Origin of the sequence: Bradyrhizobium sp. WSM471 (assembly GCF_000244915.1) — a bacterium.
In the GTDB taxonomy this organism is placed as follows: Bacteria; Pseudomonadota; Alphaproteobacteria; order Rhizobiales; family Xanthobacteraceae; genus Bradyrhizobium.
Map to the genome: position 1 here is coordinate 291722 of NZ_CM001442.1, position 13753 is coordinate 305474.

Below are 13753 nucleotides of genomic sequence, written 5' to 3' on the forward strand. Positions count from 1 at the left end.
GACAGCCGTTGCCGGCGCAGTCATGCGACCGACACAGGATGCGGGTGTAGCTCAGTGGTAGAGCACGACCTTGCCAAGGTCGGGGTCGAGGGTTCGAGCCCCTTCGCCCGCTCCAATTTTTCCCAAAGCATCCAGCCGGACCGGACGGGCACGTGGTTTCCACGCCGCTGGCGGCTGTATTGGGTCTCGAATGACAATTTTGGTCACAGGCAGCGCGGGCCATCTCGGCGAGGGCCTTCTCCGCACGCTCCGCGGGCGCGGTTCGCCTGCGCGTGGCATCGACCTGAAGCCATCGCTCTTCACCGATGCTGTCGGCTCGATCGTCGATCCCGACTTCGTGCGGGGCCAGATGGACGGCGTCACCGCCGTGATCCACACCGCGACGCTGCACAAGCCGCATGTGGCGACCCACAGCAAACAGGACTTTGTCGACACCAATGTCACCGGCACGCTCAACCTGCTTGAAGCGGCCGTGGCCGCCGGCGTGCGTAGCTTTGTCTTCACCAGCACCACCAGCGCGTTCGGCTCGCAGCTTCGCTCCGAGGCGGGCCGGGCCGCAGTGTGGGTCACCGAGGATCTGCCACCGACTCCGAAGAACATCTACGGCACGACCAAGCTGATGGCCGAAACTCTCTGCGAGCTGTTCTGTCGCGAGCGCGGCCTGCCCGTCGTGGTCTTGAGGACCTCGCGCTTCTTCCCGGAAGACGATGACGATCCGGCGATGCGGTCGGCTTACGCGCCGGAGAATGCGCGGGCCAACGAGCTGCTCTATCGCCGGCTGGATATCGCGGACGCGGTGAGCGCCCATCTGCTCGCCGCCGAGCGCGCGCCGAACATCGGGTTTGCCCGCGCCATCGTGTCGGCGACGAGTCCGTTCGAGCAGCGCCACCTGACTGCGCTGGCGCGCGACGCGGCCGGTGTGGTGCGCGAGCTCTATCCGGAGTGTGCGGAGCTCTATGCTGCGCGCGGCTGGCGGCTGTTTCCCGCGATCGACCGCGTCTATGTCAACGAGCGCGCGCGGCGCGAACTGGGCTGGCGGCCCGAATTCGACTTCGCGCATGTCCTGAAGTGTCTTCGCGACGGCCGCGATTTTCGCAGCACGCTGGCGCGCGATGTCGGGTCGAAAGGCTATCATGAGACGATTTTCGACGACAGTCCCTACCCCGTCGCCCCGTAGCCGCCGCTTTTGCTAATTCGCTCGACGCGTCAGATGTCTACCTGGAGTCACCGGCAGCAAGATGGCCTCCGCCGTTCTACTGTGCATGGGGTTGTTTTCGCGTTTTTTTGTTCCGGGCCCTCATGCTGCCTGCAAATTAGCCGCGCGCGACAATGATTCCGCGCTGCAGCGAGAGCGTTGCCCTCGCGGCATTCGCCATCATTGACTTTCCGTCTCAATTTTTACCGAGCGCTATGCAGCTCACGCGGCGCGCTTCTCACCGCTCGCAGATGTGCTAACCTTCTGCGTCTGTCCTCTCGACAGAGTCCGAACTTCGCCTCTCGACTAGCAAAACAAAATAACGTGCAGCCCTGATGGCTGCCTTAGGGGAGTGACGCGATGAAATTCCATCGATCCGTCTTTCAATCCATCCTGGCGCTTGCAGCGGTTGCCCTTCTCGCGGGGACAAGCGTCGGTCACGCGCAGCAGCAGGACAAGAACAAGCCGCTGAAGAAATACGAATCCGGTACCAAGGAGTTCTGGACCCATCCGCCGGACGACTGGTTTCTCGGCGACGAGACCGAGGCGCAGAAGGGACTGGCGCCGCCGTCGGGTCCGCCGACCGGCGCGTCCGATGCCGAACTCGCGAACATCGTCAAGAAGGTCAAGCTGCCAGCGGGCTTCAAGATGGAGGTCTACGCCTCCGGCGTGCTGGCCGCGCGGCAGATGGCCTGGGGTGACAAGGGCACGCTGTTCGTCGGCTCGTTCGGCCTCGGCAACGTCTATGCCATCAAGGACAACAACGGAAAGAAAGAGGTCAAGACCATCCTCAAGGGGCTGAACATGCCCACCGGTCTGGCCGTCAAGGACGGTGCGCTCTACGTCATCGCCGTCGACAAGCTGATCCGCTACGACGACATCGAAAACAAGCTCGACAGTCCCGGCGAGGGCAAGGTCGTATATGACGACATGCCGTCCTACGCCGCGCATGGCTGGAAATACATCGCGGTCGACAAGGAAGGCTGGTTCTACATTCCATTCGGACCGCCCTTCAACATCGGCGTTCCCCCGACCAGCGTGTCGCAGATCCGCCGCGTCGATCCCAAGACCGGCAATGCGGAGATCTACGCGCTCGGCGTTCGCAACTCGGTCGGCGGCGACGTCGATCCGCGCACCGGCAAGTTCTGGTTCACCGAGAACGCCCGCGACTGGATCAGCGACGATCTGCCCTCGGACAAGCTGAACATGATCAGCAAGATCGGCGAGCACTTCGGCTATCCCTACTGCCACCAGGGTGACCTGCCGGATACCAAGTTCGCGATGGGCCACAAGTGCTCCGAGTTCACGCCGCCCGTGCTGAACCTCGGCGCTCACGTCGCTCCGCTCGGCATGAAGTTCTATACCGGCGACCAATTTCCGGCCGAGTACAAGAACAACATCCTGATCGCCGAGCACGGCTCCTGGAATCGTCACAAGTACCAGGGCGGCCGCATCATGCGCGTGATCGTCGGTCCAGACGGCAAGAACGCCAAGCAGGAGGTGTTTGCCTCCGGCTGGATCGAGGGCGACCAGGGCTATCTCGGCCGTCCCGACGACATCATCCTCGCCAAGGACGGCTCGATCCTCGTCGCCGACGATTGGGCCGGCGCGATCTACCGCATCAGCTACAGCAAGAAGTAGTGTAAGACGACGCGAGGCTGCGGTGCCGAGGGGCACCGCAGCCTTTTCATTTCAATTTCGCACGCTGTCGTTCCTGATCGCGCGCCGCCTGCGCGCAAGTCCGGAACCCTTGGCCACGAACGCGGGTTATGAATCTCCGGGCTCGCGCCGCCGCGTGTCGGGAATGACGCGTTCGATAGATCGGAATTCCAATCATGCGCCGGCAGTTCATCTCACACGCAATCAGCGCGGTTGCGCTTCTCGCGCTCGGGTCTCTCCCGACAAGCGCTGCCGACAATGCCGCGGTCAAGGAGAAGGCCGCCGTCTGCGCCGGCTGTCATGGCGAGAACGGCATCTCGCAGACCGAGAACATTCCTTCGCTGGCCGGCCAGCCCGATCAATTCCTGCAATGGCAGCTCGTGTTTTTCCGCGCCGGCTCGCGCAAGAACGACCAGATGCAGCCGATCGCCGAGGAAATCACCAACGAGGACGTCCGCAATCTCGGCGCCTATTTCGCCGCGCTGACGCCGCCGACAGCGGCGGAGGACAAGGATCCGGAGCTGTCGAAAAAGGGCGCGCAAGTTGCCGCCGGCCGCCGCTGCGCCTCATGTCATACGGATAGCTTTGCCGGCACCAAGGCCGTTGCGCGGCTCGCTGGCCAGCGCGAGGAATACCTCGTCAAGGCGCTGCACGACTACAAGAGCAGCCAGCGCGTCGGCGGCGGTGGCGCCGCGATGGCCGATGTCGCCTACCACATGAGCGATGAGGAAATCACCGCCGTCTCGCACTATCTCGCGTATTTCAAATAGCGCCCGATGTAGCTGCAAAACTCCACTGTCGTCCCGGACAAGCGAAGCGCAGATCCGGGACCCATAACCACAGGGAGTGGTTTGGCGAAGATTCGTCGTGACAAGCTCGGTTCATAACCACGGACTGTGGTTATGGATCCCGGATTCGCGCTATGCGCGCCCCGGGATGACGATCTAGCGAGCGGCTTACCCCGCCCGCTGCTTCTCATATGCCTTCAAATGGGTGTACGCGATGCGTAGCTTCGGCACCGGCACCTTGGCGGCATCGGCACGCGCGATGAGGTCGCCGATGACGTGATCGGCCTCGACCGGCAGGCCCGCCTTGACGTCGCGGAACATTGAGGCCGTCATCGGCGAGCCCTCGGTGGTGAGGTTGCCCTTCACGCGCTCGAAGAACGGCCCGCCCGGCGTGTAGCCCGACGCGGCGGCGATCGCGCTGGTCTCGTCCAGCATGCCGAGCAGGAAGTCCCTGCCGCCGGGAGCGGCAAGAATATTACCGACAGAGGTGCGCATCAGGCTGGTGGACGCCGCCAGCGAGGACAGGAATACCCATTTCTCCCACATGTCCTGCATGATGTTCTGGCTGGCGGTGGCCCCAACGATGCCGCTCTTGAAGGCCTCGTCGATCGCCTTGACCCGATCCGACAGCGTGCCATCGCGCTCGCCGTAATTGATCGACTGCATCGGCTGGAGCTGCACCACCTCGCGCTTCTCGTTGAGCGTCGCGGCGATGGCGCAGAGGCCACCGAGCACGCGCTCCTGGCCGAACTTGTCGTCGAGGATGTCGAGATGCTTCATGCCGTTGAGCATCGGGATGATCGCGGTATTCGGCCCGACTGCTGCCGCGAACGAGTTGATGGCGTCCTCGAGATCGAAGGCCTTGCAGCTGAGCAGCACGACATCGAACTTGTCCTTGAGCGCGTCGGCCTGAACGGTCGGCGGATTCTTCAAGGTCACGTCGCCGTTCGGGCTCTTGATGACGAGGCCGGCGCTCGCGAGCTCGCTGGCGCGCCGCGGCCGGACCAGGAAGGTGACGTCGCGGCCCGCCTGCACAGCCTGCCACCAAAATAGCCGCCGATGGCGCCAGCGCCGACCACGAGGATACGCATGGGATCGTCCTTGTTGTTTCTTGCCGTCGTCCTGGCGAAAGCCAGGACCCATTACCCCGACTGCCTGTTGTCGGACAAGTCGGAGCCCCAGCTTATCGCCAAACGCGATTCGGTGGTTATGGGTCCTGGCCTTCGCCAGGACGACCTTGAGGAGATTGCTCGGTTTCCCTACTTCGAGAAAATCACTTCCCCGACACCATCTCCTCGACTTCGCGCAACTGCTCCTTGCCGAAGAACATCTCGTCACCGACGAAGAAGGTCGGCGAGCCGAACGCGCCGCGCGCGACAGCCTCCTCGGTGTTCTTGATCAGTCTGCCCTTCACCTCAGGTTCCCCGGCGCGGGTGAACAGCTTTTGCGCGTCGAGGCCGGAGGACGCCAGCGCCTTGGCCGCGACTTCCGGATCGTCCATCTTCTTCGGCTCGCGCCACATGTGGTGGAATGCGGCCTCGACATATGTCTCGAACACGCCTTCGAGCTGCGCCGCGATCGCCGCGCGCATCAGGTTCAGCGTGTTGACGGGGAAGAATGGATTCATGACGTAGGGTTGAACCTTGAAGCGCTTGACGAAGCGCTCGGTCTCGACCGCCTGGAATTCCCGCTTGTTCTTGATGCCGGCAAGCGTCTCGGCCGGCGACTTGTTGTTGGTCGACTTGAAGATGCCGCCGAGCAGGATCGGCACATATTCGAATTTGACGCCGATGCGCTGCTCGATGGCGGGTATCGCGAGATGGCTGAGATAGGCGTTCGGGCTGCCGAAATCGAACAGGAATTGCGGGGCTGTGCGGGTCAAAATCATCCTCCCTGACGTCGCTTTTCCGCATTGTGGCGCAGCGCACGCCGCCGGTCCACCTTTTAATGACGGTCATAATCTCTTGATGATGTCGTCAGGTCAGACGCGGATCGCCCGTTTGCGCCACACCAGAAGGTAATAGCCCATCTGCAAAAGGAACATGACGCAGAACACGATCGGATAGGCGGCCCACACACCCTCAAGGCCGATCGTGCGGCTCAGGATCACTGCGGACGGCAGCTCGATTGCACCAATGGCGAAGATCGCGAGCAGCATTGGCGTCAGCGCCACGCCGGCAGCGCGCATCGCCCCGGAAAACACCGTCGCCAGGCCGAACGGCACCGAGCTCCACAGCGCGATGTGGAGCAAGCCCTTCGCCAGCTCGAGCACGGTGTCTTCGGTGATGAAGATACCGAGCACGGCGCGCGGCGCGAGATAGATCATCGCCACCAGCCCGCCCGTCAGGACGATGTTGAACGCAAGTCCGGTGCGCACAATGCCGTCGAGCCCCGCTCGGTCGCCGCGGCCGACCGCCTGGGCACCGAGGATCGAGACCGCGATTGAAATCGACATCGCCGTGAACTGCGTGTAGCCCATCACCTGGTTGACCGCGCCATAGGCTGCGGTTGCGTTCGAGCCGAAGCCGTTGACAAGGCCGAGCAGCACCAGCTCGGCGATCGCCATCACCACCATGCCGATCGCGCTCGGCAGTCCAATGCCGAGGACTTGTCCCAGCACCACACGATTGAGCCGCAGATGGCGCAGCAGTGCAGCGTCCGGTGCCAACGCATGTTTCCCCCGCAGCAGATAGGCGGCCAGCGCGACCAGCGTCAACGCGTTGGCGATCGCCGCCGCCCAGGCCGGACTGGTGATGCCGGCCGCGGGCAATCCGAACGACCCCCGGATCAGAATCGGCGTCAGGATCAAGCCGATCGCGGTCGACAACGCCAGCGCCAGCAGAGGCGTCAGCGCGTCACCGACGCCGCGGATCATCGCCGTCATCAGCAGGAAGGCGAAGCCGAGCGGCATGGTGAGCAGCATGATGCGGGCATAGGCGCTGGCCTGGTCGAGAATGTCCGCGGGCGTTGCGAGCATCATCATCAATTGCCGGCTGAAGATGCCGCCGATCAGTGCAATTGAAATCGAGAGCAGCAGGCCGATTGCGAGCGTCGTGCCCACGATGAGCTTGATCCGGCCCTGCTCGCCCGCACCATAGGCCTGGCCGATCAGCACCGTGGCGCCGGTGCTTAGCCCGATGACGAAGGCGAACAGGAAGAAGAACACCGGAAAGAACACCGAGACCGACGCGAGCGCGTCGACCCCGATCATCTGGCCGAGATAGACGTTACTGAGGGTGCCGAACAGCGATTGCAGCGCATTGCTCAGCATCAACGGCGCGAGGAAGCGCAGAAAACTTTTCCAGAGCGGCTTGGCGGCGGACATGGATTGGCCTTTCATCAGGGCGTGCGGAACCGTCGCCACGCGAAGTGCGCGTGGCTCGGCCGTCGATAGGGTTGTGTGAAGGCGCGCGCCTAGGCGCGGTCGCTATAGGCGAGCTTGACGATGTGGTCGCGGATGTCGGCGGGCCAATCTGCGATCAGCCCGGTGAAACGCCGCCGGTCATCCGCAAACAACGCGCGGGAAGCTTCCTCGAACTGCGGCAGATTGCCGGCCATGGTCGACATGAAGTGATAGGCCGCATCGCGGGCCTGCCGTTCGCGGTCCTTGTCGCCGCTGGCACGGCGCGCCTCTTCGACAAGTTTCCGTAGTGCGACCGAGGCGCCGCCTGCTTGCGCGCTGAGCCACTCCCAGTGCCGCGGCAGCAGCGTCACCTCGCGCGCGACCACGCCGAGCTTCGGCCGGCCGCGGCCGCGCGGCTCGCTCGGCGATGCGGTCTCCTCAACCGGGGGCGGCACAAGCTTCGCCAGCCGCGCCAGCACCTCGCGGTCTCCGCCGCGCAGATCGAAGTCGATCGATCGGCCCGTGGCGTCCTCGAAGATGATGATGGGCTCGTCCGGCCGCTCCGCCATCCGCTTGACGACCAGCGCAACCTCTCCTGCCGGCCCGGAGACCAGACTGCGATGCCCTTGGAAAGCGGTGAAAGTCTTCTGCATTGGAATCATTGCCATATCCGTCGCGATAGCAGCTTTAATACCCGGGTAAATTGCAAAGGTCAATATACCCGGATAAAAATATCCGTCCGGATGGCTCGACATTGCGTTCCCGGGCTGGCAGGAACGCGCGGCCGATCGCCCATGCCTAGCCTCGGGGACCACGCGATGCTGACCGTTCACCACCTCAACAATTCCCGCTCGCAGCGCGTACTGTGGTTGCTTGAGGAATTGGGCGTGCCCTACGAGATCGTACGCTATCAGCGCCAGCCGGACATGCGCGCGCCGAAGGAGCTCCGGGCCATCCATCCGCTCGGCAAGTCGCCCGTCATCACCGACAACGGCAACACCATCGCCGAATCAGGCGCGATCATCGAATATCTCATCGCCACCTACGGCAACGGCCGGCTGGTCCCGCCGCCGAACACGCCTGAGCGGCTGCGCTTCACCTATTGGCTGCACTATGCGGAAGGCTCGGCGATGCAGCCGCTGCTGCTCAAGCTGCTGTTCACGCTGATGCCGAAGCGCGCGCCGGCGTTGCTGCGCCCGCTCGTGCGCAAGGTCTCGAACCAGGCGCTCACCGCGCTGGTCAATCCGCAGCTCAAGCAGCACATGGACTATTGGGAAGGCGAACTCGCGAAGAGCGAGTGGTTCGCCGGCGACGAGTTCACCGCCGCCGATATCCAGATGAGCTTTCCGCTCGAAGCGGCCCAGGCGCGCGGCGGGCTCGAGCTCGGCCATCCCAAGGCGATGGCGTTTCTGGAGCGCATTCATGCACGGCCGGCGTACAGCCGCGCCCTCGAAAAGGGCGGGCCGTATCAGGTGGGGCGGTAAGTTTCTCACTGCGCCCTGCGTGACAGTGCCCGCCAGTCCGCATGCAATACGCGTCCGCGCGTCTCTGGCAGTTTCTCTCGCCTCGCGGTGGTTGCACGCGCGGCGTCGCGCGCAAGCCGGCCTTCGCGCCATGCAAGGACAGAGTTACTGCCCCGCTGCTTCCGCGCCCCGGGTGCGTGGATCGGGCGCGCCGAGCGGACCGTTGGCGGTCACCGCGATCGAATTCGCCGATGTCTGCCCCATCGGTATGACGATGAGATGATCCATCGCCTTCAGCTCGAGCAGCACATCATTCGGGAAGCCGCTCTCGACCCGGACCTCGTCGGGCAGCCATTGGTGATGCAGCCGCGGTGCGGCCACGGCGGCCGCGACGTCCATCTTGTAATCGAGGACGTTGACGATCACCTGGAGCACGGTCGAGATGATGCGGCTGCCGCCCGGCGAGCCCGTCACCAGAACCGGCTTGCCGTCCTTCAGCACGATGGTCGGCGACATCGACGACAGCGGCCGCTTGCCCGGCCCGGGCAAATTGGCCTCGAAGCCGACGAGGCCGTAGGCATTGGAAGCGCCGACCGCTGCGGTGAAATCGTCGAGCTCGTTGTTGAGCAGCACGCCGGTGCCGTCGGCGACGAGACCGACCCCGTAACTGAAGTTCAGAGTATAGGTGTTGCTGACGGCGTTGCCGCTGCCGTCGACGACGGAAAAATGCGTGGTGTTGCTACCCTCATGCGGTGAGGTCGCGGTGGACACGAGCTGTTTCGACGGCGTGGCGCGATCGGCGGAGATGGTTGCGCGCAGCTTGGCGGCGTAGTCCTTGGCGGTGAGTGTCTCGATCGGTGCGTTGACGAAGGCGGGATCGCCGAGATAGCGCGCACGGTCCGCATAGGCGCGCTTCATGGCCTCAATCAACAGATGCAGCGAGGCCGGCGATCCCTGCTTCAGATCGGCGAGCTGAAAACCTTCGAGGATATTGAGCGTCTCCACCAGCACCACGCCGCCCGACGACGGCAACGGCATCGACACGATGTCATAGCCGCGATAGGTGCCGCGCACCGGGGCGCGGATCACCGCCCGATAGGATTTCAAATCGGCTGGCGTCATGATGCCGCCCGCGTCAGCCACGGCCTTGGCGAGTTTCTCCGCGACCGGCCCCTCATAGAAACCGCGCGGGCCCTGTGCGGCGACAGCCGACAGCGTTTCGGCGAGATCGCTCTGCACCAGCCTGTCGCCTTCACCGAGCGGCGTACCATCGGGCCGCGAGAAAATCCTGGCCGAGGAGGGCCAGCGCACCAGCCGCTCGTGCCAGCCCGGCAGCGTGTCGGCAATGTCGTCGCCGACGAGGAAGCCATCGCGCGCAAGCGTGATCGCGGGCTCGAGCAGTTGCGCCAGCGTGAACCGGCCCGAGCCATATTTTTCCAGGGCCAGCGCAAGACCCGCGACGGTGCCGGGCACGCCGACGCCGAGCGCGGAATCCCGCGACTTCGCTACATCCGGCTTGCCGTCGGCACCGAGGAAGATCTGCGGCGTGGTCGCAGCCGGCGCGGTCTCGCGATAATCGATCGTGATGTCTTCGTTACGCTCGGTGGAGTGAATCACCATGAAGCCACCGCCGCCGATATTGCCAGCGCGCGGATAAGTCACGGCCATCGCAAAGCCGGTCGCGACCGCGGCATCGACGGCATTGCCGCCGCGCCGCAGGATGTCGGCGCCGACGTGCGCGGATATTTTCTCCTGCGCCACCACCATGCCGTGCTCGGCGGGAACGGCATGCACCGTGTCGAGCGCGGGCGGCACATAGGCCCGCCGCGCATCCTGCGCGGTCGCGGCCGGAAGTCCGAACGCCAGAGTGGCAAGGAAGGCGAAAAATGTCCGCCGTGTCGAAAAAGACGACATCATCAAACTTCCGCAAAGGCCATGGGCAGTTCACATGCAGCGCTGCAATGCTATACGGTTTGCCCCGACAGAGGCAAAACTGTTCGTGATGAGGATGATGGAGTGACGACGATCGCCCCGGATGCGCGTATCGCCGGCGCGCCGCGGATCTATCCGCCGCGTGCCGCCGTCGTCAGCTGGATCTTCTTCGACTGGGCTGCGCAGCCTTATTTCACGCTGATCACGACCTTCGTGTTCGCGCCCTATTTCGCCACCGGCATTGCGCCGAATCCCGCCACCGGGCAATCGCTGTGGGGCTTTGCGATGGCTGCCGCGGGCCTCGCGATCGCGCTGATGTCGCCGGTGCTGGGGGCTATCGCCGATGCTTCGGGCCGCAGGAAGCCATGGATCGCCGGATTCGGCGCAGTGCTGGTGCTGGCATCCTGCACGCTGTGGATCGGCAAGCCGGGCGATCCCTCGATCATTCCGCCGCTGCTCACCGCGGTCGCGCTCGCCAGCGTCGGCGCGGAATTCGCCACTCTCTTCAACAATGCAATGATGCCGACCTTGGTGCCGCCGGATCGCATCGGCCGGCTCTCCGGCACCGGCTGGGCGACGGGGTATGTCGGCGGCATCGTCAGCCTGATCATCGTGCTCGGCTTGCTCGCCGCGAATCCCGAGACCGGCCGCACGCTGCTCGGGCTCACACCTCTGTTCGGGCTCGATCCCGTCAGCCATCAGGGCGACCGCGCCGCCGGACCGTTGACCGGGCTTTGGTTCATCGTTTTCGTGACGCCGATGTTCCTGTTCACGCCGGACTATCCGGCGAAGCGCCCGGTGCGCGAGGCGCTGCACGAAGGCCTGTCGGAGCTGAAGCAATCGATCAAGGGTCTGCCGCAGCAGAAATCGCTCGCGGCGTTTCTGCTCGCCAACATGATCTACACCGACGGTCTGGTGTCGCTGTTTGCCTTCGGCGGCATCTATGCGGCGGGCACGTTCGGCTGGCACACGATCCAGATCGGCACGTTTGGCATCATGCTCGCGATCGCCGGCGCGTTCGGCGCGTGGTTTGGTGGCAAGCTGGACGATCGCTTCGGGCCGAAGCGCGTGATCGCCGGCAGCATGCTGGTCCTGCTGCTGGCGCTGGCGGCGATCCTGCTGGTCGACAAGAATTCGATCTTCTTCATGAAGGTCGCGCCGCCCGCGCCTGGCGGTGCAATGTTCGCCGCTGCGGCCGAGCGCGCTTATCTGGTGCTGGGCTGCCTGATCGGTGCAGCCGGTGGTCCGCTGCAAGCCGCCTCACGCACGCTCCTGATCCGTCTCGCACCGAAGGACCGCATCGCGCAGTATTTCGGTCTGTTCGCACTGACGGGGAAAGTGACGTCCTTCATCGGCCCGCTCCTGATCGGCGTGATCACCGCGGTGACGGCGAGCCAGAAGGCCGGCATGGCCGTGCTGGTGGTGTTCTTCGTCGCGGGGCTGGCGCTGTTGATGCGGGTGCGGGAAAATTAGTGTCGTCCAGGCGAAGGCCGGTACCCATACCGCGTGATTTGTCGTTGCCGCGACGCGGCTAGGACCGCACGCCAAACTACTTCCTGGGCTATGGGTCCCGGCCTTCGCCGGGACGACCCGTTAAGAGTTTAGTACACGACAGATCTAGTGCCTGAAGTGCCGCGTGCCCGTGAACACCATGGCGATGCCGTGCTCGTCGGCGGCCGTGATGACCTCGTCGTCGCGCATGGAGCCGCCGGGCTGCACCACGGCGGTGGCGCCGGCCTCGATGCAGGCGAGCATGCCGTCGGCGAACGGGAAGAACGCATCCGACGCCACCACCGAGCCCTTGGTGAGCGGTTCGGCGAGCTTCAGCTCGGCGGCCGCATCCTGAGCCTTGCGTGCCGCGATCCGCGCTGAATCGACCCGGCTCATCTGGCCGGCGCCGATGCCGACCGTGGCGAGATCCTTGGCATAGATGATGGTGTTGGACTTGACGTGTTTTGCGACACGGAAGGCAAACTTCAGGTCGCGCATCTCGGCATCAGTGGGCGCGCGCTTCGTGACAACCTTGAAGGTCATGTCGTCGACCACCGCGTTGTCGCGGCTCTGCACCAGCAGGCCGCCCGCCACCGTCTTGGCGGTGAGGCCCGGTGCGCGCGGATTGGGCAGGCTGCCGGCGAGCAGAAGTCGCAGGTTCTTGCGCGCGCCGATGATGGCGATCGCTTCCTCGCTTGCGTCGGGCGCGATGATCACCTCGGTGAAGATTTTCGTGATCTCGCGCGCGGTGTCGGCATCGAGCGCGCGGTTCATCGCGATGATGCCGCCGAAGGCCGAGGTGGAATCGCAGGCCAGCGCCTTGCGATAGGCGCTGACGAGGTCGGAGCCCTCCGCGACGCCGCAGGGATTGGCATGCTTGACGATGACGCAGGCCGCGGTGCGCTTGGCGTCGAACTCGCCGATGCATTCATAGGCCGCATCGGTGTCGTTGATGTTGTTGTAGGAGAGCTCCTTGCCCTGGAGCTGCCGCGCGGTCGAGACGCCCGGCCGCTTGTCGGGGGTCGCATAGAACGCCGCGGTCTGGTGCGGGTTCTCGCCATAGCGCAGCGACTGGATCAGCCTGCCGCCGAAGGCACGGAAATCGGGCGCGTCGATCTCGAGCTGGCGGTTGAACCAGTTCGAGATCGCGGCGTCATAGGCGGCAGTGCGCGCGTAAGCCTTGGCGGCAAGGCGCCGGCGCAACTTCAGCGTGGTTGCACCGCTGTTGGCAGCGAGCTCATCGAGCACGGCCTGATAGTCTTGCGCCTCGACCACGACGGCGACGTCATCATGGTTCTTCGCGGCGGCGCGGATCATCGCGGGGCCGCCGATATCGATGTTCTCGATGCAATCCTCGAAGCCCGCGCCTTTGTCGACGGTCGCTTCGAACGGATAGAGATTGACGACGAGCAGATCAATCGGCGCGATGCCATGCGCCGTCATCGCATCCGCATGGTCCTTGTTGTCGCGGATCGCGAGCAGGCCGCCATGCACCTTCGGATGCAGCGTCTTGACGCGGCCATCCATCATTTCGGGGAAGCCGGTCAGCTCGGAGACGTCCTTCACCTCAAGGCCGGCCGCGGCGATCGCCTTTGCGGTGCCGCCGGTCGAGATCAGTTCGACATCGTGCGCGGCAAGCGCCTTTGCGAAGTCGATCAGGCCGGTCTTGTCGGAAACGGAGAGAAGGGCGCGAGTGACGCGGCGGGGATGGTCAGTCATGAGCAAGATCCTCTGTCTTGAAGGAGTAATGCCCAGGCGCGCGGCAGCTATGTCCCGCGCTTCCCGATGGTGCTCCATCCAAGGTCGCCAGTCGCGCGAGCGAGGGCTCGATAGCAGTTTTCGGTCGTTTTCACAACGATCAGATCGGGCCGAATCACATGCG

10 protein-coding genes, 1 tRNA gene, 1 pseudogene and 1 riboswitch are annotated in these 13753 nt (G+C 64.4%); of the genes and pseudogenes, 6 read left to right on the forward strand and 6 right to left on the reverse strand.

Going from position 1 to position 13753, the window contains the following annotated elements:
• Nucleotides 1-40: 40 nt before the first annotated feature.
• The 4 genes from BRA471DRAFT_RS01385 to BRA471DRAFT_RS01400 all read left to right on the forward strand — a co-directional run bounded on the left by BRA471DRAFT_RS01385 (nucleotide 41) and on the right by BRA471DRAFT_RS01400 (nucleotide 3624).
• Nucleotides 41-115: transfer RNA gene (locus BRA471DRAFT_RS01385), tRNA-Gly, on the forward strand.
• Between the two features lie 75 nt (nucleotides 116-190).
• A complete protein-coding gene (locus tag BRA471DRAFT_RS01390; RefSeq protein ID WP_007604112.1) occupies nucleotides 191-1177 on the forward strand; it encodes an NAD(P)-dependent oxidoreductase in 987 nt (328 codons plus the stop codon).
• A 378-nt stretch (nucleotides 1178-1555) separates the two neighbouring features.
• Nucleotides 1556-2836 (forward strand): sorbosone dehydrogenase family protein, encoded by a 1281-nt coding sequence (locus BRA471DRAFT_RS01395; protein ID WP_007604113.1) that lies wholly within the window; start codon nucleotides 1556-1558, stop codon nucleotides 2834-2836.
• 194 nt (nucleotides 2837-3030) lie between these two features.
• Entirely contained in the window at nucleotides 3031-3624 is a 594-nt protein-coding gene (locus BRA471DRAFT_RS01400) for a cytochrome c (protein WP_007604114.1), read from the forward strand.
• Nucleotides 3625-3876: 252 nt separating this feature from the next.
• On the opposite strand, the pseudogene panE reads toward BRA471DRAFT_RS01400, so the two are convergent.
• The 4 genes and pseudogenes from panE to BRA471DRAFT_RS01420 form a co-directional block, all read right to left on the reverse strand.
• Nucleotides 3877-4733, reverse strand: a pseudogene (panE, locus tag BRA471DRAFT_RS01405) (2-dehydropantoate 2-reductase); the annotation flags it as partial.
• A 182-nt stretch (nucleotides 4734-4915) separates the two neighbouring features.
• Nucleotides 4916-5530, reverse strand: a complete 615-nt coding sequence (locus BRA471DRAFT_RS01410) for a 2-hydroxychromene-2-carboxylate isomerase (RefSeq protein ID WP_035973478.1) — start codon at nucleotides 5528-5530, stop codon at nucleotides 4916-4918.
• Nucleotides 5531-5623: 93 nt separating this feature from the next.
• Complete coding sequence (locus BRA471DRAFT_RS01415; RefSeq protein WP_035973479.1) at nucleotides 5624-6982, reverse strand: MATE family efflux transporter; 1359 nt, start codon at nucleotides 6980-6982, stop codon at nucleotides 5624-5626.
• Between the two features lie 74 nt (nucleotides 6983-7056).
• Nucleotides 7057-7653, reverse strand: coding sequence for a DUF2239 family protein (locus BRA471DRAFT_RS01420; protein ID WP_088930886.1), 597 nt, complete (start codon nucleotides 7651-7653; stop codon nucleotides 7057-7059).
• Between the two features lie 150 nt (nucleotides 7654-7803).
• On the opposite strand from BRA471DRAFT_RS01420, the gene BRA471DRAFT_RS01425 reads away from it, so the two are divergent.
• Complete coding sequence (locus BRA471DRAFT_RS01425) at nucleotides 7804-8469, forward strand: glutathione S-transferase family protein (RefSeq protein ID WP_007604121.1); 666 nt, start codon at nucleotides 7804-7806, stop codon at nucleotides 8467-8469.
• 144 nt (nucleotides 8470-8613) lie between these two features.
• Here the strand turns inward: BRA471DRAFT_RS01425 and ggt are convergent, their stop codons facing one another.
• Nucleotides 8614-10365, reverse strand: coding sequence for a gamma-glutamyltransferase (ggt, locus tag BRA471DRAFT_RS01430; protein ID WP_007604122.1), 1752 nt, complete (start codon nucleotides 10363-10365; stop codon nucleotides 8614-8616).
• 99 nt (nucleotides 10366-10464) lie between these two features.
• On the opposite strand from ggt, the gene BRA471DRAFT_RS01435 reads away from it, so the two are divergent.
• Nucleotides 10465-11853 (forward strand): MFS transporter, encoded by a 1389-nt coding sequence (locus tag BRA471DRAFT_RS01435; RefSeq protein ID WP_007604123.1) that lies wholly within the window; start codon nucleotides 10465-10467, stop codon nucleotides 11851-11853.
• A gap of 144 nt (nucleotides 11854-11997) precedes the next feature.
• On the opposite strand, the gene purH is transcribed toward BRA471DRAFT_RS01435, so the two are convergent.
• Entirely contained in the window at nucleotides 11998-13590 is a 1593-nt protein-coding gene (gene purH, locus BRA471DRAFT_RS01440; RefSeq protein WP_007604124.1) for a bifunctional phosphoribosylaminoimidazolecarboxamide formyltransferase/IMP cyclohydrolase, read from the reverse strand.
• A gap of 23 nt (nucleotides 13591-13613) precedes the next feature.
• A riboswitch (ZMP/ZTP riboswitch) is annotated at nucleotides 13614-13695 on the reverse strand.
• Between the last annotated feature and the right edge of the window lie 58 nt (nucleotides 13696-13753).

What these genes read in the sequence shown, in the direction of transcription:
- BRA471DRAFT_RS01425 (WP_007604121.1), top strand. Translation starts at nt 7,804, where the DNA reads ATGCTGACCGTTCACCACCTCAACAATTCCCGCTCGCAGCGCGTACTG.
- BRA471DRAFT_RS01395 (WP_007604113.1), top strand. Translation starts at nt 1,556, where the DNA reads ATGAAATTCCATCGATCCGTCTTTCAATCCATCCTGGCGCTTGCAGCG.
- BRA471DRAFT_RS01410 (WP_035973478.1), bottom strand. Translation starts at nt 5,530, where the DNA reads ATGATTTTGACCCGCACAGCCCCGCAATTCCTGTTCGATTTCGGCAGC.
- BRA471DRAFT_RS01420 (WP_088930886.1), bottom strand. Translation starts at nt 7,653, where the DNA reads ATGGCAATGATTCCAATGCAGAAGACTTTCACCGCTTTCCAAGGGCAT.
- purH (WP_007604124.1), bottom strand. Translation starts at nt 13,590, where the DNA reads ATGACTGACCATCCCCGCCGCGTCACTCGCGCCCTTCTCTCCGTTTCC.
- BRA471DRAFT_RS01390 (WP_007604112.1), top strand. Translation starts at nt 191, where the DNA reads ATGACAATTTTGGTCACAGGCAGCGCGGGCCATCTCGGCGAGGGCCTT.
- BRA471DRAFT_RS01400 (WP_007604114.1), top strand. Translation starts at nt 3,031, where the DNA reads ATGCGCCGGCAGTTCATCTCACACGCAATCAGCGCGGTTGCGCTTCTC.
- ggt (WP_007604122.1), bottom strand. Translation starts at nt 10,365, where the DNA reads ATGATGTCGTCTTTTTCGACACGGCGGACATTTTTCGCCTTCCTTGCC.
- BRA471DRAFT_RS01415 (WP_035973479.1), bottom strand. Translation starts at nt 6,982, where the DNA reads ATGAAAGGCCAATCCATGTCCGCCGCCAAGCCGCTCTGGAAAAGTTTT.